Here is a 16,950-nt window from a genome sequence, read left to right on the forward strand (position 1 = left end):
GGTGGTGACTCCTCGTGGGTGCGGTCCCCGAGGCCGGCCGGTCCGTGAACGCCAAGACGCCCCGGGCCTTTCGGCCCGGGGCGCCTGGAACGTTGCTTGTCAGTGGATCAAGCAGCACGACCATGGCAGCCGGCGGGCCGGATGCCATAGGTAAAGACGAAGGTCGTGTGCTGACGCATGGAACCAGTATGGCCCCGTCGCCGGGGACGGACCAACACGGGGCCCGGATGCTGAGACACCGGTTCCGGGCCGGCCCGCGCGGGCTCCGCCCCCCTACCCCCGTTCGGGCGGGACGACGGCCGACTCCGCGACCCCGGTAGAATCGACAAAACAGACCCCCCTTTCACCGCCGGAAGGCCGCCCGTGCCAGCAGCACCCCCCGCCGCCCCCGACGCCACCACGGACGTGGTTCTCGTCGTCGACTTCGGCGCGCAGTACGCCCAGCTCATCGCCCGACGCGTCCGTGAGGCCCGGGTCTACAGCGAGATCGTCCCGTCCACCATGCCGGTGGCCGAGATGCTGGCCAAGAACCCCCGGGCGATCATCCTGTCCGGCGGCCCCTCCTCGGTGTACGCGGAGGGCGCGCCCTCCCTCGACCGTGCGCTCTTCGAGGCCGGGGTCCCGGTCTTCGGCATGTGCTACGGCTTCCAGCTGATGGCCACCACGCTCGGCGGCACCGTCGACGACAACGGTGCCCGTGAGTACGGCCGTACCCCGCTCACCGTCTCCAAGACCGGCTCCACGCTCTTCGAGGGCACGCCCGCCGAGCAGTCGGTCTGGATGTCGCACGGCGACGCCTGCTCCGCCGCCCCCGAGGGCTTCACCGTCACCGCGTCCACCGACGTCGTGCCGGTAGCCGCCTTCGAGAACGACGAGAAGAAGCTCTACGGCGTCCAGTACCACCCCGAGGTCCTGCACTCCACGCACGGCCAGCAGGTCCTGGAGCACTTCCTCTACCGCGGCGCCGGCATCGAGCCGACCTGGACCACGACCAATGTGGTCGAGGAGCAGATCGCGCTGATCCGCGAGCAGGTCGGCACCAAGCGCGCCATCTGCGGCCTGTCCGGCGGTGTGGACTCCGCGGTCGCCGCGGCCCTCGTGCAGAAGGCCATCGGCTCCCAGCTGACCTGCGTGTACGTGGACCACGGTCTGATGCGCAAGGGCGAGAGCGAGCAGGTCGAGAAGGACTTCGTGGCCTCCACCGGGGTCCAGCTGAAGGTCGTCGACGCCGAGGAGCGCTTCCTGACCGCACTGGCCGGGGTCTCCGACCCCGAGCAGAAGCGGAAGATCATCGGCCGCGAGTTCATCCGGGTCTTCGAGCAGGCCCAGGCCGAGATCGTCGCCGAGGGCGCCGCCGACGGCGAGGAAGTCGCCTTCCTCGTCCAGGGCACCCTCTACCCGGACGTCGTCGAGTCCGGCGGCGGCACCGGCACCGCCAACATCAAGTCGCACCACAACGTGGGCGGCCTCCCCGAGGACATCGAGTTCCGGCTCGTCGAGCCGCTGCGCCAGCTGTTCAAGGACGAGGTCCGGATGGTCGGCCAGGAGCTCGGCCTGCCCGAGGAGATCGTCCAGCGCCAGCCGTTCCCCGGCCCCGGCCTCGGCATCCGTATCGTCGGAGAGGTCACCAAGGAGCGGCTCGACCTGCTCCGCGAGGCCGACGCGATCGCCCGCGAGGAGCTGACCGCGGCCGGCCTGGACCGCGACATCTGGCAGTGCCCGGTGGTCCTGCTCGCCGACGTCCGCTCGGTCGGCGTCCAGGGCGACGGCCGCACCTACGGCCACCCGATCGTCCTGCGCCCGGTCTCCTCCGAGGACGCCATGACGGCCGACTGGTCGCGCCTGCCCTACGAGACGCTCGCCCGGATCTCGACCCGCATCACCAACGAGGTCGCCGACGTCAACCGCGTCGTGCTCGACGTGACGAGCAAGCCGCCGGGCACCATCGAGTGGGAGTGACCCCTCCCGCAAGGTCAATGCCGATGCCGTCGCTCATTCGTCTGGGCGGCGGCATCGTCCGTATCCTCCCGGTGACATCCCTGGCCACTTGCGGCAACCGGCGGTAACTTCCGGGTCCGTACGCCCTGGGAGCCCCGAGGAGCCGCCATGTCCGAGCCCATACCCGCACCCGCACCCGTGCCCGTGGACCAGCTCCACTTCGCCATGCCGCCCGTCCACGCATCCGTGGCCGACGAGCGCGCCCACCGCAAGGAACGGCTGGCCGGGGCGCTCCGGCTGTTCGGGGAGTACGGGTACGAGGACGGCGTCTCCGGGCACATCACCGCGCGGGACCCGGAGCTCACCGACTGCTTCTGGGTCAACCCCTTCGGGGCCCCGTTCGACGGGCTCACGCCGGACGAGCTGATCCTGGTCAACGGCGAGGGGCAGGTCGTCGAGGGGCGCCACCACGTCAATCAGGCGGCGTTCGCCGTCCACGCGCAGGTGCACCGGGCCCGCCCGGACGTCGTCGCCGTCGCGCACACCCACTCCGTGCACGGGCGGGCCCTGTCCGCGCTGGGCGAGCTCATCGAACCGATCACCCAGGACTCCTGCGCCTTCTACGAGGACCATGTCCTGTACGACGCGTACACCGGGGTCGTCGTGGACGAGGACGAGGGGCGCCGGATCGCGGCCGCGCTCGGCGGGCACAAGGCGATCGTGCTGCGCAACCACGGGCTGTTGACCGTCGGCGACTCGGTGGACGCGGCCGCCTGGTGGTTCATCGCGCTGGAGCGTTCCTGCCAGGTGCAGCTTGCCGCGCGGGCGGCCGGGAAGCCGGTCCTGATCGAGCACCGTGACGCGGTCGCCACCCGCGACCAGCTGGGCAGCGACCTGGTGGCGTGGATCAACTACCAGCCCCTGTGGCGCCGGATCAGTCGCACATTCTGACGATACGCGCCGCAGGCCGCCCCGATGCGGTCGGGAGCCTTGTCGTACGGCACAATTCGCTGGAATAGCAGTCGAGTTGGCTGTACCGGGTTTGAAAGGGCGGCGTTCCCAGTGGCGTTGGACGAGGCGAGGGCGGGCAGCGCGCACGGCGGCGGCTGCACGTGCGGCGACTGCCCGCACGGAGCGCGCGAGGGCCACCGGCGCGCGGTGGCCGCGTTCCTGGCCAAGCGGGACGAACTCGCCGCCGGCCAGGGGCTGCCGCCCGGCGTCGCGCGGTCCGTCTCGGCGACCCGCCAGTGGGTCTCGGACGAGCTGACCCAGTCCGCCAGGACCGTCGCCGAACGGGGCCGGGAGGCGGGCGACGCCTGGCTGTACCGGGTGTGGCGGCGCACCCTGATCGCGGTGTGGGGCGGCGTCGCCCTGCTGGTCATCGGCGAGTCCGTCACCGCCATCGGCGCGGGCTGGACCAACGCCCGTACGGCGGGGCTGGTCGCCGGGCTCGTCACCGCGGGCCTGCTGACCGGCGCCGCCCATGTCCACCGCGCCCGCGGCGGCCTCCTCGCCCCGCTGATCGGCGAGGACAACCGGCTCTCCACCTCCCGGGCGGTCGCCGTCTCCTGGGTGCTGCTCGCGGTCTTCTCCGTGCTCGTGCTGGCGCTCCAGCTGGCGGGCGCCTCCGGTCACGCCGAGCGCGACGCGCTCATCGAGGGGCTGGACCTGGCCCGGGGCGCCGGTGTGGTGACCGTGCTCGCGCTGGTGTGCGCCGTCGCCGTCGTCGTACGCCGGGTGGTGACCGTACGGGCCCTGTCCGGGCGCCTGCAGAAGCTGCGGGCCGACCGGCCGCGCGCCGCCGATCTGCTCACCGACGACTCCGGGCGGGGCAGCTTCACGGATGTGCAGTACGTGCTGGTGAGCACCGTCGCCGTACTGTTCGCCGCGGTCCGTCTCGCCCGCCGGCCCGAGCAGCTGCCGGACCTGCCCTGGGGCCTGGCGCTGCTGGTCACCGTCTCGGCGCTCGCCTACTTCGCCGGGAAGTACGCGGAGGGCGGGCGCCCGGTGATCCTCTCGGTGGTCCGGGCCCGCGAGGCCGGGGACCTGGACGCGCCGGTCCGCACCGGCGACGACATCGAGATCCGCGGTGCGGGTTTCGTACCGCCCGGCGCCGGGACACCGGACCGGCTGGCCCGCATGGTCGTCCGGATCGGCCGGGTCCATGTGCATGTGCCGCTGATCCCGGTCGCAGGCGGCTTCGCCAATCCGACGGACGGCGTCCTGACTGTGCCGGTCCCGGTGGAGGTCGAGCCGGGGGTGGTGGAGGTGCAGGTGGTGACCGCCGCCGGAGTGGAGACGAACCGGGTCGAGATCGATGTGACGGACTGACCGCTGTGCCGGGCGGCGGGCAGCGGCCGGACGAGCCATCGGGTGAGCGGCGCGTCCGCCTTGTACGTAAGGTCTGGTGACGGATCTACGGAAGGCGGTGCGGCCACATGCAGGGATACGGCACGAACGTACGGGGTCTGGGCGAGTCGAGAGGGCTCAAGGACCTGGCGCGGGAGCACGCCCTGCTGCCGCTGCGGGTCTTCCTCGGCGTCACCTTCGTCTACGCCGGGCTCGACAAGCTGACGGACAGTTCCTTCTTCCGGGCGAGCGGTCCCGGCTCCATCGGCGAGACCATGCACGCGGTACGCGACTCGTCCGCGATCCCGGCCCTCGTCGACCTCGCGCTGAAGAACCCCGGCGCCTTCGGGTACGCCATCGCGATCGGTGAACTCGCCGTCGGCCTCGGCACCTTCTTCGGGCTGTGGGCACGGCTCGCCGCGCTCGGCGGGGCGCTGATCTCGCTGAGCCTGTGGCTGACCGTGAGCTGGCAGGTCTCGCCGTACTACTTCGGCAACGACCTGGCCTATCTGATGGCCTGGTTGCCGCTGGTGCTCGGCGGGGCCGGGGCGTTCTCCGTGGACGCCCTTCGCGCGACACGGCGGCGACGCATCAGGTAGTTCACCCAGGTCGTGGTGGCGGCCAGCAGGAGGCCGCCGAAGAACAGCGGGATGAAGAAGACCCACGGGGCATCCCAGGCCCCTGCGGCGTCCGCCGTGTATCCCGCCGCCAGGGCGAGCATGACCACGCCCACCACCGCCCGGCCGGGACGGATCTCATGACGCAGCACGGGTGACCTCCACCTGTCCGATGCCGACTTCGAGCGTGAGCTCCACGGTGCCCGCCGGTCTGCTGCCCGGGGGCGGCGGAAGCGTCCGGTGCTCCCGCTGCGCGAAGTCGACATCCACCTCGCGCGGCCCTCCGGCCGGGACCTCGCCCGACCAGCTGACCGGCAGCGTGATGTCGCCGATGCTCGCCCGCGCGTCCACCTTCACCGTCACGTCCCTGGGCACGACGACGACCGCGCGGCCCGCCCCGACGTTCACCTCCGTCGCGACGGTCCCGTCCCGGGGGACCGTGATCCCGGTGAGGTCCAGCCGCGCCACCCCCGTACCCAACTGGTAGTGCGGCTGGACCGCGGCCACCGAGGTGGGCCGCCACCCCTCGCGCACCCAGTGGGTGGTGATGTTCTTGGGCAGCGCGGACGCGCCCGCCAGCAGGGCGGCCGTGATCATCGCCAGCATGACCGTGCCGAACCCCGTCCGGCCCAGGAACGAGCTGACCAGCATCCCGAGCCCGAACACCGCGAGCGCACCGGCCAGGCCGAACTGCAGACTCGTGCCGAACGGCTGGGACTCCCAGCTCAGCCCCGTGCCCAGACCGCCCGCGATCAGCGCGAACAGGAACACCACACCGCCGATCGAGGTCGGGCCCCTGGTGCCGGCCTCCTGCCGGGGCGCGCGGAACGGATCCTTCGGCGCGGCACCCGCGGCACCCGCGGGGCTCGGCGCACGGGGCGGGAGCACCGCGTCGGCCGGGCCCCACAGATAGCCCGCGCCCACCGGCCCCGTCGTGCCGTCCTTGACGATCGGGTCCCGCCACCACGACGGGCTGCCCGGCGACGGCGGCGCCTTCACCTCGGGGGGCGCGTCCGCCACCGCCTGCGCGGTCGCCGGGTGCAGCGGATCCTCGGGCGCCGCGGTCCTGCGGTGCTGCGTCCACACGGCGAAGCCGACGACCGCCAGCGACAGCATCGCGGAGAAAGCCAGCGTGCCGCCGTTGCCCAGCATGGACAGGAAGAGACCGCAGCCGATCAGCGCGAGCAGCACCGCGATCAGCGAGGCCCCCTCCACCCGGCCGGACAGCAGCCTGCGCGCCTCGTTCTCCTCCTCGCCGTCCACCGGGACCAGCAGCCAGGCGAAGCCGTAGAAGATCAGCCCGATGCCGCCGGTCACGGACAGCACACCGAGCACGATCCGGAAGATCACCGGGTCGACGTCGCAGTACCGGCCGAGCCCGCCGCACACCCCGGCCACCACCTTGTGCTGCGGACTGCGCCGCAGCAGAGGTGCCGGATCGGGGGGCGGAGCGACACCGGGGGAGGCGTCCTGGGGAACGGTCATGGCTCCATGGTGACGGGCCCGGCGCCCGTCCGGGACCCGCGCCGACCCTGGCCGATCCCTGATATTGGCCGGCCGGGCCCTTGAGGGCTCTCCCGGTGCCGGTCCTCCGGGGCCCGCCGGGCACTCAGGGTCTATTAAGGGCCGACCCTGATGTCGCCACCCGCACGGACATGTGACGATCGGGTCATGCCAGCCGCCACGACCCGAGCCGCCAGCTCCCGCACCACGGACCCGGAGGAGCCACCGCTGCGCAAGCTGTACCGCAGCGCCGACGGACGGCTGCTGGGCGGCGTCGCGCGCGGTCTCGCCGGGCACCTCGGGCTGCCCGTCGTGTGGGTGCGGTTCGTCTTCCTCGGCCTGTTCTTCGCGGACGGCCTCGGCGCACTGCTCTACGCCGTGTTCTGGATCGTCGTCCCGCTCGGCGTCGGAGGCGTCGAGGCACCGCGCTCGGTCTTCGAGACCGCCCCGGACGGCAGCCGCCGGCTCCGCAAGCCCGACAAGGGCCAGGTCTTCGCCCTGATCGCGCTGCTCTTCGGCGCCATGATCTTCGTCGGCAACGTCGACATGGGCAGCGGGGCCAACCGCTACATCTGGCCCACGCTGCTGATCGGCGCCGGTTCCGTACTGGTGTGGCGGCAGGCGGACAACGCCCGGCGCGCCCGCTGGATGGAGGTCGGCAGCCGCCGCCGGGTCCTGCATCTGGCCCGGGGGCTCGCCGGGGTCGCCCTGGTCGGCCTGGGCCTGGCCGTCTTCATGGTGGTACGCGGTTCCGCGGCCCAGCTCGGCAACGTCATGACCGCCGCCATCGCCGTCCTCACCGGCATCGCGCTGCTGGCCGGCCCCTACCTCGTCCGCATGACCCAGGACCTCTCCGAGGAACGCCTGATGCGCATCCGGGCCCAGGAACGGGCCGAGGTGGCCGCCCATGTCCATGACTCGGTGCTGCACACCCTCACCCTGATCCAGCGCAACGCGGACGACGTGGGCGAGGTCCGCAGGCTCGCCCGCGCCCAGGAACGGGAACTGCGCAACTGGCTGTACAACCCCGAGGGCACCGGCAAGGACGAGGACGACGAGCCCGGGACCCTCGCCGAGGCGGTCAAGCGCGCCGCCGCCGAGGTCGAGGACAAGCACGGCGTCCCGCTGGAGGTCGTCGTGGTCGGCGACTGCCCGCTGGACGAGAAGCTGACCGCCCAGATGCAGGCCGCACGCGAAGCCATGGTCAATGCCGCCAAGTACGGTGGCGAGGGCGGCGCCGTGCAGGTCTACGCGGAGGTCGAGGGCCGCACGGTCTTCGTCTCGGTGCGCGACCGGGGCCCGGGATTCGACCTGGACTCCGTACCGGGGGACAGAATGGGCGTACGAGAATCAATCATCGGCCGGATGCAGCGCAACGGCGGTACGGCGCGACTGCGTTCGGTGCCCGGCGGGGGCACGGAAGTCGAGCTGGAGATGGAGAGGGCGAGCGATGACGGAGACCACTGAGCCGGCCGGGGGCCCGGAGCGCCGGGTACGGGTCGTACTCGTCGACGACCACCGGATGTTCCGCACCGGTGTCCAGGCCGAGATCGGCCGCACCGAGGAGACCGGCGTCGAGGTGGTCGGCGAGGCCGCCGATGTCGACCAGGCGGTCACCGTGATCACGGCGACCCGCCCCGAGGTCGTCCTCCTCGACGTGCATCTGCCCGGCGGCGGCGGCGTCGAGGTGCTGCGCCGCTGCGCCTCGCTGATGGGGGCCGTGGACAACCCGGTGCGGTTCCTGGCGCTGTCCGTGTCGGACGCCGCCGAGGACGTCATCGGCGTCATCCGCGGCGGTGCCCGCGGCTATGTCACCAAGACCATCACCGGCACCGACCTGGTCGACTCGGTCTTCCGGGTCCAGGACGGCGACGCGGTCTTCTCGCCCCGGCTGGCCGGCTTCGTCCTCGACGCCTTCGCCTCCACGGACGCGCCGCCGGTCGACGAGGACCTGGACCGGCTGACCCAGCGCGAGCGCGAGGTGCTGCGGCTGATCGCCCGCGGCTACGCCTACAAGGAGATCGCCAAGCAGCTCTTCATCTCGGTGAAGACCGTCGAGTCGCACGTCTCGGCGGTGCTGCGCAAGCTCCAGCTGTCCAACCGCCACGAGCTGACCCGGTGGGCGACGGCCCGTCGGCTGGTCTGAGCCGGGCGGACGACGGTCCGGGCCCGCCGACGGGCCGATCCCGTCGGCGGGCGACGGTCCCGTCAGGCCGGTTCGAGCGAGATGTTCAGCTTCTCGCCGATCCTGCAGAAGCCGATGCCCGCGTAGATCCGCTCCACATCGGCGTCGCCCGGCTCCAGCCACACCGCCCGGCAGCCGCGCCCGAAGGCGGTCGCGGTCAGATGGGCGGAGAGCGCGGCGCCGATGCCGCGGCGGCGGTAGGCGTCGGCGACGGCGAGACCGGCCAGCTCGGTGAGGCCGTCGACCGGGACGGAGCAGCCGCCCGCGCCGGCCGGTACGCCGTCGACCGTGGCCAGGGCCGCGACCCCGCCGTCCCGGGCCGCGGTGCGCAGCCACTGCGCCACGCCGTCCTCGGGCTCGCCGGTGCCGCCGTATCCGTGGTGCTGGACGAGCGCGGCGGCGGCGAACTCCGCGTCGGTGGCCGGTTCGTCGATCGCGAGGTCCGCCACCGGCTCCGGCGTCAGCAGCTCGCCCGGTGCGCAGGCCATGATCGGGGCCCGGTTCTCGACGGTGAACCCGGCGGCGAGCAGCGCGGGTTCGACCGCGGGTGCCGATCCGGGCAGGAACTCCAGCCGGGGCAGCCGGTCGTGCGCGCGGAACGCCGCGATCAGCGCGTCGAGATCTTCGGTGGTCGGCTCGGCGTCCTGGTCGGGTATGGCGTAATTGGCGTACTTGAGCGACCAGTCGGGGTTGTACCGCACCGTGAAGGGCCCGACCCGGAGGTGGTCCGGGGAGCGCTGGGCGAGCGTACGGGCGTGGGTCTGGACATCGGCGTCCATGGGCATGTGGGGTCGTCCTCCGGCCGGTCGGTCGACGGCGGGCCGACCCGATGACGGGCCGACCCGGATCGGAGTGGGGAGCCTATGCCACCCGGGTGGCCCCGGCGAAGGGCATCTGGTCGATCGGTGCGACCCGGACCGGCGCTCCGGGGCGCGGGGCGTGGATCATCTGCCCGTTGCCGATGTAGAGCCCGACGTGGCTGATGCCGGAGTAGAAGAACACCAGGTCGCCCGGGGCGAGTTCGGAACGCGAGACACGCCGCCCGGCGTTGATCTGGGTGTACGTGGTCCGGGGGAGCGAGACACCGGCGGAGCGCCAGGCGGCCTGGGTGAGCCCGGAGCAGTCGAACGAGGAGGGGCCGGTGGCGCCCCAGACGTACGGCTTGCCGAGCGCCCCGTACGCGAAAGCGACGGCCTCGGCGGCGCGGGCGTTCGGCGCCCGGACGGGGCCGCGCGCGGTGGCGCGGTCGGCGCGGTCGGCGGGACGCGTGCCGTCGGCCGATCCGTGGTCGGAGTTCTCGTAGGCGGTGCGCTCGGGCGGGCTCAGCCGGTCGAGGAGTCGCTGCGCGTCGGCGAGCTTGGTCGTGATCGTCGCCTTGTGCTTCTTCAGCTCGGCCCGGCGGGCGGCCAGTGCGGCCAGCTCTCCCTTGGCCTGCGCGCGCAGCGTGGCGATCCGGGCGACCTGCCGCCGGACCTTGTTGAGCGCGGCGGCCTGGCGGTCGCCGATCCGGTCCACGTACGACGCCCGCTCCAGGTACTGGTCCGGGTCGGAGGAGAGCGCCAGCTGTACGGACGTGTCGAGGCCGCCGGTGCGGTACTGCGCGGCGGCGAACGAACCCAGTGCGTCGCGCGAGGCGTTGAGGCGCTCGGTCCTGCGGGCGGCCTCGTCGCGCAGGTCGTCGAGGGCGTCCTCGGCGGCGGACGCCTTCTCCTTCGCGCCGTTGTACTGCTCGGTGGCGACCTCCGCGTCGTGGTACAGCCGGTCCACCTCGGCCTTGACCTGGGCGGGGGTGCGCTGCGGGTCGGCGTGCGCCGGGCCGGGCATCACTGCGGCGGTGGCGGCCCCGGTGAGGGCGAGGGTCGCCGCGGTGCGGGCAGCAGGGCCGGTGTACGGGCGCTGCTTGGGTTTTCGATGCGCTGCCACGAGGGCGTGCGTCCTTCCTGACGACTGCCCGTCGGGGGATACCGGCGGGCCCGCCACAACTCTCGGCGGGGCGACCGCTGCACCGTCCGCGTACGGAACGGCGGTGGAGCCGGTCGCCTGCCTAGGGACGCTAAACCCGGGGCACGGGCAGGAGTCGTAATGACGCTTATTGTCTGAATTTGGCGTGGCAATGTCGTCGAGTGATCGGAAAAATTACACCAGAGTAAGGCAATTGGTACAGGCGCGAGTGAAGTGGTCAGGAAGGTGTACCTGCCTGCCGAGCGGTGATATGGCCGGGGCTAGGCTGCGGCCTCATGGACGTACTCATTCATGTCTTCGTCGCCCTGCACATCATCGGCATCGCCTCCCTGCTGGGCGGTTTCCTGACCCAGATGAAGGCGATGGGCGCGGGCACGGCCCGGTTCGTCCCGGCGATGCTGCACGGCGCGCTGACCATGCTGGTCACCGGCGTCGCGCTGGTCGGGCTGAACGAGGCCGACGGCAACCACGTGAACAACATCAAGATCGGCGTCAAGCTGCTGGTCCTGGTCGTCGTCCTCGCGCTCGTCTACATCAAGCGGGACGAGGAGACGGCCGACAAGGGTGCCTTCGCGGCGGTGGGCGGACTGACGATGCTCAACATCTTCATCGCCACGCTCTGGACCTGATCCCGCCCGCGTCGCGCCGCCCCGGCACCGGGGCGGCGCGACGCGTGGAGGCCTGCTAAGCGGGCCGCACGCTGCCGTGGATCGGCATGTAGTAGATCGACTCCTCGCGCACGTTCGCCCCGGGCTTCGGCGCGTGGATCATCATCCCGTCGCCCTTGTAGATGCCGACGTGGCTGATGTCGTCGTAGAAGAAGACCAGGTCCCCCGGCCGCAGGTCCGCCGTGGCGACCCGGGTGCCGATCTCGACCTGGTCCCATGTGGTGCGCGGGATGTCGACCCCCGCCGCCTTCCACGCGGCCTGGGTGAGTCCGGAGCAGTCGTACGACGCCGGGCCCGTCGCGCCCCAGACGTACGGCTTGCCGATCTGGGCCCTGGCGAAGGCGAGGACCTTCTCCGCCTTGGTGGTGGCGCTGCTGCCGGACCCGGTGCCCGTCCCCGTGCCGCCGCCGGACCCCTTCGCGGCCTCGTCGGCCTTGCGGTCGGCCTCGGCCTTCGCGGCGGCCTGCTGCTTCGCCAGCTCCTGGGCCTTGCGCTTCGCCTCCGCCTCCTTCTTGCGCTCGATCTCCGCGAGCCGTGCCTTCTCCTCGGCGGTGAGCTTCGACAGCAGTGCGCGCGCCTCGCCCAGCTTCGCCTGGACGTTCTGCTTGCTGGTGCGCAGCGTGGCCTGCGTCGTCGTCAGCGTCTCCAGGCTCCGCACCGCTTCGGCGCGCTTCTTCGCCGTCTTGGCCTGCTGCGTACGGAAGTCCGTGATCGCCTGCTGCTGCCGGCTGGTCATCCGGTCCATCAGCTGGTTCTGGTCGAAGTACGACTGCGGGTCGTCGGCCAGGAAGAACGTGGCGCTCGGTGTGAGCGAACCGCTGCGGTACTGCGCGGCCGCGTAGGTGCCGAGCGTCCTGCGCGCCTCGTTGAGCTTGTCGGCGCGCTTCGCGACATCGTCCAGCAGGGCGTCGACCTCGGCGCGCTGGGCGGCGGAGGCCTCCTTCGCCCGGTTGTACTGCTGGGTCGCGGTGCCCGCCTGCCGGTAGAGGTCGTCGACCTTCTTCTGCACGTCCTCGATGCCGGGTTTCGGATCGGGTGCGGCCATGGCGCTCTGCGTGGAGAGCAGGGTCACGGACGCCAGCGCCGCGGTGGTGAGACCGACGGCCGGTGCGGTGGTGCGCACCCGGGTGCGCGGCTTGCGATGGGATGCCAAGGCCGGCATCTCCTTCCGTGGACCGCCTACCGGGTTAGCTGTCGGGTTCGGGCGGAACGGAAGGCTGCCCTACGGTCCGAGTGGGGGATAAGGACCGATTCACCCCGGTACTGCGTATGGGTCCCCGGTTCCGAACTCCCGTGGGGGCAGCCCGGATTCGGCGGAGGCGCCCGCTCGGCGTGGTTCGCCTCAAGGGGGTACGGGCCGCCCGGTCGAGCACGCTAGCCAACCCGTGGTGCTGCTGTGAAGGTTGATGTTCGATATGCCCGATACATTTTCGTGACCTTGCCGGAACGGGGTGGTGGAGGCCCGGAATCCCTCACGGGCTGTGGGCGCGCACCTGCGCCGGGTGTCCGTCGCGGTGTGCGGTTCGCCATGCGGCCTCCGGCTGTCGGTGGGGCGGCCTAGACTCGACTAGCGATGAGCAGCCTCTTTGACGACAGCTTCCTGGCCGGCCTCCAGCACTCGGAGGAAGAGCCCCCGCCGCCCCCCGAGGACTCCGCACCCGAAGCGGTGCCGGAGGACCTCTTCGCGGGCGTGTTCGACGGGCCCCCGCCGCCCAGGGACGCCTACTACCGCGACGGCGGGCACCGCCCCGTCATCGACGCCGCGGCGCTCCTCGACGGGCTGAACACCGAGCAGCGCGCCGCCGTCGTCCACGCGGGCTCCCCGCTGCTCATCGTCGCCGGGGCCGGCTCGGGCAAGACCCGGGTGCTGACCCACCGGATCGCCCACCTCCTCGCGGAGCGCGGGGTGCACCCCGGCCAGATCCTGGCGATCACCTTCACCAACAAGGCCGCGGGCGAGATGAAGGAGCGCGTCGAGCAGCTCGTCGGACCGCGCGCCAACGCGATGTGGGTCATGACCTTCCACAGCGCGTGCGTACGCATCCTGCGCCGCGAGTCGAAGCGGCTCGGGTTCACCTCGTCGTTCTCGATCTACGACGCCGCCGACTCCAAGCGGCTGATGGCCCTGGTCTGCCGCGATCTCGACCTCGACCCGAAGCGCTTCCCGCCGAAGTCGTTCACGGCCAAGGTCTCCAACCTGAAGAACGAACTGATCGACGAGGAGACCTTCGCAGGCCAGGCCGCGGACGGCTTCGAGAAGACCCTCGCCCAGGCCTACGCGATGTACCAGTCCCGGCTGCGCGAGGCCAACGCGCTGGACTTCGACGACATCATCATGACGACGGTCCACCTGCTCCAGGCGTTCCCGGACGTCGCCGAGCACTACCGCCGCCGCTTCCGCCACGTCCTGGTCGACGAGTACCAGGACACCAACCACGCCCAGTACACCCTCGTGCGCGAGCTGGTCGGCCCGGCGGGCGAGGGCGACGCCCCGGCGGAGCTGTGCGTCGTGGGTGACGCGGACCAGTCGATCTACGCCTTCCGCGGCGCGACCATCCGCAACATCCTCCAGTTCGAGGAGGACTACCCGAACGCGACGACGATCCTCCTGGAGCAGAACTACCGCTCCACACAGACGATCCTCTCCGCCGCCAACGCGGTCATCGAGCGCAACGAGAGCCGCCGCCCCAAGAACCTCTGGACGAACGCCGGCACGGGCGCCCGGATCACCGGCTACGTCGCCGACACCGAGCACGACGAGGCGCAGTTCGTCGCCGACGAGATCGACCGGCTGACCGACGCGGGCGACGCCAGGGCCGGCGACGTCGCGATCTTCTACCGTACGAACGCGCAGTCCCGTGTCTTCGAAGAGATCTTCATCCGCGTCGGCCTGCCCTACAAGGTCGTCGGCGGCGTGCGCTTCTACGAGCGCAAGGAGGTCCGGGACATCCTGGCCTACCTGCGCGTCCTCGCCAATCCGGAGGACACCGTCCCGCTGCGCCGCATCCTCAACGTGCCCAAGCGCGGCATCGGCGAGCGCGCCGAGGCGATGATCGACGCGCTGTCCCTGCGCGAGAAGATCACCTTCCCGCAGGCGCTGCGCCGGGTCGACGAGGCGTACGGCATGGCGGCCCGGTCGGCCAACGCCGTCAAGCGGTTCAACACGCTGATGGAGGAGCTGCGCACGATCGTCGAGTCGGGCGCGGGCCCCGCGGTGGTCCTGGAGGCCGTCCTGGAGCGCACCGGCTACCTCGCCGAGCTCCAGGCGTCCACCGACCCGCAGGACGAGACCCGGATCGAGAACCTTCAGGAACTGGCCGCCGTGGCCCTCGAATTCGAGCAGGAGCGCGGAGCGGCCGACGAGGAGGGCATGGGCACGGCCGCGGGCACCGGCACGCTCGCCGAGTTCCTGGAGAAGGTCGCGCTCGTCGCCGACTCCGACCAGATCCCCGACGAGGACGAGGACGGCTCCGGTGTCATCACGCTGATGACACTGCACACCGCGAAGGGCCTCGAATTCCCCGTCGTCTTCCTGACCGGCATGGAGGACGGCGTCTTCCCGCACATGCGGGCGCTGGGACAGGTGAAGGAGCTGGAGGAGGAGCGGCGGCTCGCCTATGTAGGCATCACCCGGGCCCGCGAGCGCCTCTATCTGACCCGGGCCGCGATGCGCAGCGCGTGGGGCCAGCCCTCGTACAACCCGCCGTCGCGGTTCCTGGACGAGATCCCGGACCAGCACCTGGAGTGGAAGCGGACCGGGCCGATGGCGGCTCCGGCCGGACCGACCTCGGGGATCACGTCCTCGCTGTCCTCGTCGCGTTCGCGCTCCGGACCCTCGGGCTTCGCGACCCGGCGGACCTCGGACAAGCCGACGATCACGCTGGTCGTCGGGGACCGGGTCACGCACGACCAGTTTGGGCTCGGCACGGTCACGGCGGTCGAGGGCGTCGGCGACCAGGCGAAGGCCACGGTCGACTTCGGCGACGAGCGTCCGAAGAAGCTGCTGCTGCGGTACGCGCCGGTCGAGAAGCTGTAGCCGGAGCGGGCGGGGGCCGTGGTCCCCGCCCCGCCGGGCTCAGGTCGGGTTGAGGCCGTGGCTGCGCAGCCACGGCAGCGGATTCACTGCCGCTCCGCCACCGGGCCGCACCTCGAAGTGCAGGTGCGGGCCGGTCGAGTTCCCGGTGTCGCCCGAGTACGCGATGACGTCACCGGCCTTGACCGGGCCCGAGCGGATCTTGGTGCTGCTGAGGTGGCAGTACCAGGTCTCGGTCCCGTCGGCCATGGTGACGATGGCCATGTTCCCGTAGGCGCTGTTGAGCTGGGTGCGCACGGTGCCGTCGGTCGCGGCCATCACGGGCGTGCCCTCCAGGACCGGGAAGTCGATGCCCGTGTGCACGGACATCCAGTTGACGCCCGCCTGGCCGAAGTACGCGCTGAGGCCGTGCTGCTTGACCGGCAGGACGAACTTGGGGCGCAGGGCCTCCTTGCGGGCGGCCTCTTCCTCGCGCTTCTTCTTCTCGGCGGCCTGCCGCTCCCGCAGGTCGATGCGTTCCTGGGTGCGGCTGGCGCGGTCGGCGAAGTTCTCCGCGTCGGCGCTGAGGTTGGCGAGCTGGGTGTCCAGCTTGTTGTTGGCCGCACCCGCCTTGACGGAGCCGGGGTCGGCCGCCGCCATCGTGGTGTTGTCGTCCTTCTTGTCCTCGCCGCCGAGCCCGCCGACGGAGGCCGCGGCGATTCCGGCCACGCTCATCACGCAGGCGGAGGGGATGGCGACGGTGAGGAGCGCGGAACGCTTGGCGGGGGAACGCCTTCGGCTGCGGCCGGCGCCGCCGCCGCGGGTGGCGGAGCGGCCGAGGGGACGGTGCGGGCCGGGCACGGCCTCTGCGGCGTCCGCGATGGCCGCGACGCTGATGGTGGCGGCGTCATGTACGTCCACGACGTCCGCTGCGGTGTCCGGGGCGTCGGCGCTGTCTGCGGCATGGGTGACGTAGGGCGCGTACGGGTCGTAGGAGCCCGGGTCGGTGTAGGTCCCGTGTGTTCCGGGCGCGTCGTGTGCCGACGGCGCCTCGTAGGGCACCTGTGCGGTTTCCGCGGTGTGCGCGAGGTGCTGTTCGTGCTCGGGCGTGGCGCCGGTGTTCCAGGCGGTGGCGTCGTACGCGCCGGTGTCGTACGCGGCGTTCTCGCCCGTGGCCCACGGCTCGTTCGTGTGCCAGCCGCTGGTGTCCCACTGGCCCGTGGCGTCCGGGGCGCCGCCCTGCGCCGGGATGCCGGTGAACGTGGCGGTGGCCGTGTTCGCCTCCGTGCCGTAGTCGGCCGAGGGCGTCCAGACGGCCGTCGTCTCGTACGTCGGTCCCGCCTCGTACTGCTGCTGGGGCTGCGCGGCGTACGGGGCGTAGGCGTCGTACGAGGCGGTCGGGTGTGCGCCCGTGTCCCACTGGGTGGAGTCGTACTGGCCGCTGTAGTCGGACTGCCCGGCTCCGTAGCCGCTGCCGTACGCGCCGTCGTGACTGCCGGGGAGTGAACCGAAGAGCGGGTCGCTGTCGAAGCCGCCGGTCGCCTCGCTGTCGTATCCGGCGTACCCGGCGTGGGGGTGCTGGTCGTTCACCAACTTCTCTCTCGCCTCGGCAGCAGGACCTGTGCTCTGGGTTTCCGGCGGGGGAATCCCAGGGGGAGCAGTGGCCGCGACTGTACCCGGCGGTACGTGACGCCGACAATCTTCGGCGGGCATGGG

The 16,950-nt window shown here is 71.8% G+C and carries 13 protein-coding genes and 1 riboswitch; of the genes, 8 read left to right on the forward strand and 5 right to left on the reverse strand.

Features of this window, described 5'->3' with window-relative positions; all coding sequences use genetic code 11:
• Positions 1–363 precede the first annotated feature (363 nt).
• From guaA to ACWCPY_RS01860, 4 genes are all read left to right on the forward strand, one after another.
• Positions 364–1,959, forward strand: a complete 1,596-nt coding sequence (guaA, locus tag ACWCPY_RS01845; RefSeq protein WP_451262304.1) for a glutamine-hydrolyzing GMP synthase — start codon at positions 364–366, stop codon at positions 1,957–1,959.
• A gap of 147 nt (positions 1,960–2,106) precedes the next feature.
• The gene (locus ACWCPY_RS01850) at positions 2,107–2,889 is read left to right on the forward strand and encodes a class II aldolase/adducin family protein (RefSeq protein WP_451262305.1); all 783 of its coding nucleotides are present in this window, start codon (positions 2,107–2,109) and stop codon (positions 2,887–2,889) included.
• Positions 2,890–3,000: 111 nt separating this feature from the next.
• Positions 3,001–4,269, forward strand: coding sequence for a hypothetical protein (locus tag ACWCPY_RS01855; protein ID WP_451262306.1), 1,269 nt, complete (start codon positions 3,001–3,003; stop codon positions 4,267–4,269).
• 107 nt (positions 4,270–4,376) lie between these two features.
• Positions 4,377–4,886: a DoxX family protein gene (locus tag ACWCPY_RS01860; protein ID WP_451262307.1), complete on the forward strand. Its 510-nt coding sequence runs from the start codon at positions 4,377–4,379 to the stop codon at positions 4,884–4,886.
• Between the two features lie 156 nt (positions 4,887–5,042).
• Here ACWCPY_RS01860 and ACWCPY_RS01865 read toward each other — a convergent pair whose 3' ends face one another.
• Positions 5,043–6,389: a PspC domain-containing protein gene (locus tag ACWCPY_RS01865; protein WP_451262308.1), complete on the reverse strand. Its 1,347-nt coding sequence runs from the start codon at positions 6,387–6,389 to the stop codon at positions 5,043–5,045.
• Between the two features lie 186 nt (positions 6,390–6,575).
• Between ACWCPY_RS01865 and ACWCPY_RS01870 the strand changes: the two genes are divergently transcribed.
• Both ACWCPY_RS01870 and ACWCPY_RS01875 read left to right on the forward strand, forming a co-directional pair.
• Entirely contained in the window at positions 6,576–7,874 is a 1,299-nt protein-coding gene (locus ACWCPY_RS01870; RefSeq protein WP_451262309.1) for a PspC domain-containing protein, read from the forward strand.
• Positions 7,858–8,553, forward strand: coding sequence for a LuxR C-terminal-related transcriptional regulator (locus tag ACWCPY_RS01875; RefSeq protein WP_451262310.1), 696 nt, complete (start codon positions 7,858–7,860; stop codon positions 8,551–8,553). Before ACWCPY_RS01870 ends, ACWCPY_RS01875 begins: the two co-directional genes overlap by 17 nt.
• A 62-nt stretch (positions 8,554–8,615) precedes the next feature.
• Here the strand turns inward: ACWCPY_RS01875 and ACWCPY_RS01880 are convergent, their stop codons facing one another.
• Together ACWCPY_RS01880 and ACWCPY_RS01885 are read right to left on the reverse strand one after the other, a co-directional pair.
• Positions 8,616–9,377 carry a GNAT family N-acetyltransferase gene (locus ACWCPY_RS01880; protein WP_451262311.1) on the reverse strand — a complete coding sequence of 254 codons (762 nt, stop codon included), beginning with the start codon at positions 9,375–9,377 and terminating at the stop codon, positions 8,616–8,618.
• A gap of 76 nt (positions 9,378–9,453) precedes the next feature.
• Complete coding sequence (locus ACWCPY_RS01885) at positions 9,454–10,515, reverse strand: NlpC/P60 family protein (RefSeq protein ID WP_451262312.1); 1,062 nt, start codon at positions 10,513–10,515, stop codon at positions 9,454–9,456.
• Between the two features lie 314 nt (positions 10,516–10,829).
• Between ACWCPY_RS01885 and ACWCPY_RS01890 the strand changes: the two genes are divergently transcribed.
• Complete coding sequence (locus ACWCPY_RS01890; RefSeq protein ID WP_451262313.1) at positions 10,830–11,183, forward strand: hypothetical protein; 354 nt, start codon at positions 10,830–10,832, stop codon at positions 11,181–11,183.
• A gap of 55 nt (positions 11,184–11,238) precedes the next feature.
• On the opposite strand, the gene ACWCPY_RS01895 is transcribed toward ACWCPY_RS01890, so the two are convergent.
• Entirely contained in the window at positions 11,239–12,375 is a 1,137-nt protein-coding gene (locus ACWCPY_RS01895) for an NlpC/P60 family protein (protein WP_451262314.1), read from the reverse strand.
• 7 nt (positions 12,376–12,382) lie between these two features.
• A riboswitch (cyclic di-AMP (ydaO/yuaA leader) is annotated at positions 12,383–12,548 on the reverse strand.
• Positions 12,549–12,795: 247 nt separating this feature from the next.
• Here ACWCPY_RS01895 and pcrA point away from each other — a divergent pair.
• The gene (gene pcrA, locus ACWCPY_RS01900; RefSeq protein ID WP_451262315.1) at positions 12,796–15,258 is read left to right on the forward strand and encodes a DNA helicase PcrA; all 2,463 of its coding nucleotides are present in this window, start codon (positions 12,796–12,798) and stop codon (positions 15,256–15,258) included.
• 39 nt (positions 15,259–15,297) lie between these two features.
• Here pcrA and ACWCPY_RS01905 read toward each other — a convergent pair whose 3' ends face one another.
• Positions 15,298–16,824 (reverse strand): M23 family metallopeptidase, encoded by a 1,527-nt coding sequence (locus ACWCPY_RS01905; RefSeq protein WP_451262316.1) that lies wholly within the window; start codon positions 16,822–16,824, stop codon positions 15,298–15,300.
• Positions 16,825–16,950: the final 126 nt, after the last annotated feature.

Source organism: Streptomyces sp. NPDC002403, assembly GCF_053593015.1.

Coding starts and splice junctions, on each gene's coding strand:
- ACWCPY_RS01850 (WP_451262305.1), top strand. CDS start 2,107: ATGTCCGAGCCCATACCCGCACCCGCACCCGTGCCCGTGGACCAGCTC.
- ACWCPY_RS01860 (WP_451262307.1), top strand. CDS start 4,377: ATGCAGGGATACGGCACGAACGTACGGGGTCTGGGCGAGTCGAGAGGG.
- ACWCPY_RS01865 (WP_451262308.1), bottom strand. CDS start 6,389: ATGACCGTTCCCCAGGACGCCTCCCCCGGTGTCGCTCCGCCCCCCGAT.
- ACWCPY_RS01870 (WP_451262309.1), top strand. CDS start 6,576: ATGCCAGCCGCCACGACCCGAGCCGCCAGCTCCCGCACCACGGACCCG.
- ACWCPY_RS01875 (WP_451262310.1), top strand. CDS start 7,858: ATGACGGAGACCACTGAGCCGGCCGGGGGCCCGGAGCGCCGGGTACGG.
- ACWCPY_RS01880 (WP_451262311.1), bottom strand. CDS start 9,377: ATGCCCATGGACGCCGATGTCCAGACCCACGCCCGTACGCTCGCCCAG.
- ACWCPY_RS01890 (WP_451262313.1), top strand. CDS start 10,830: ATGGACGTACTCATTCATGTCTTCGTCGCCCTGCACATCATCGGCATC.
- pcrA (WP_451262315.1), top strand. CDS start 12,796: ATGAGCAGCCTCTTTGACGACAGCTTCCTGGCCGGCCTCCAGCACTCG.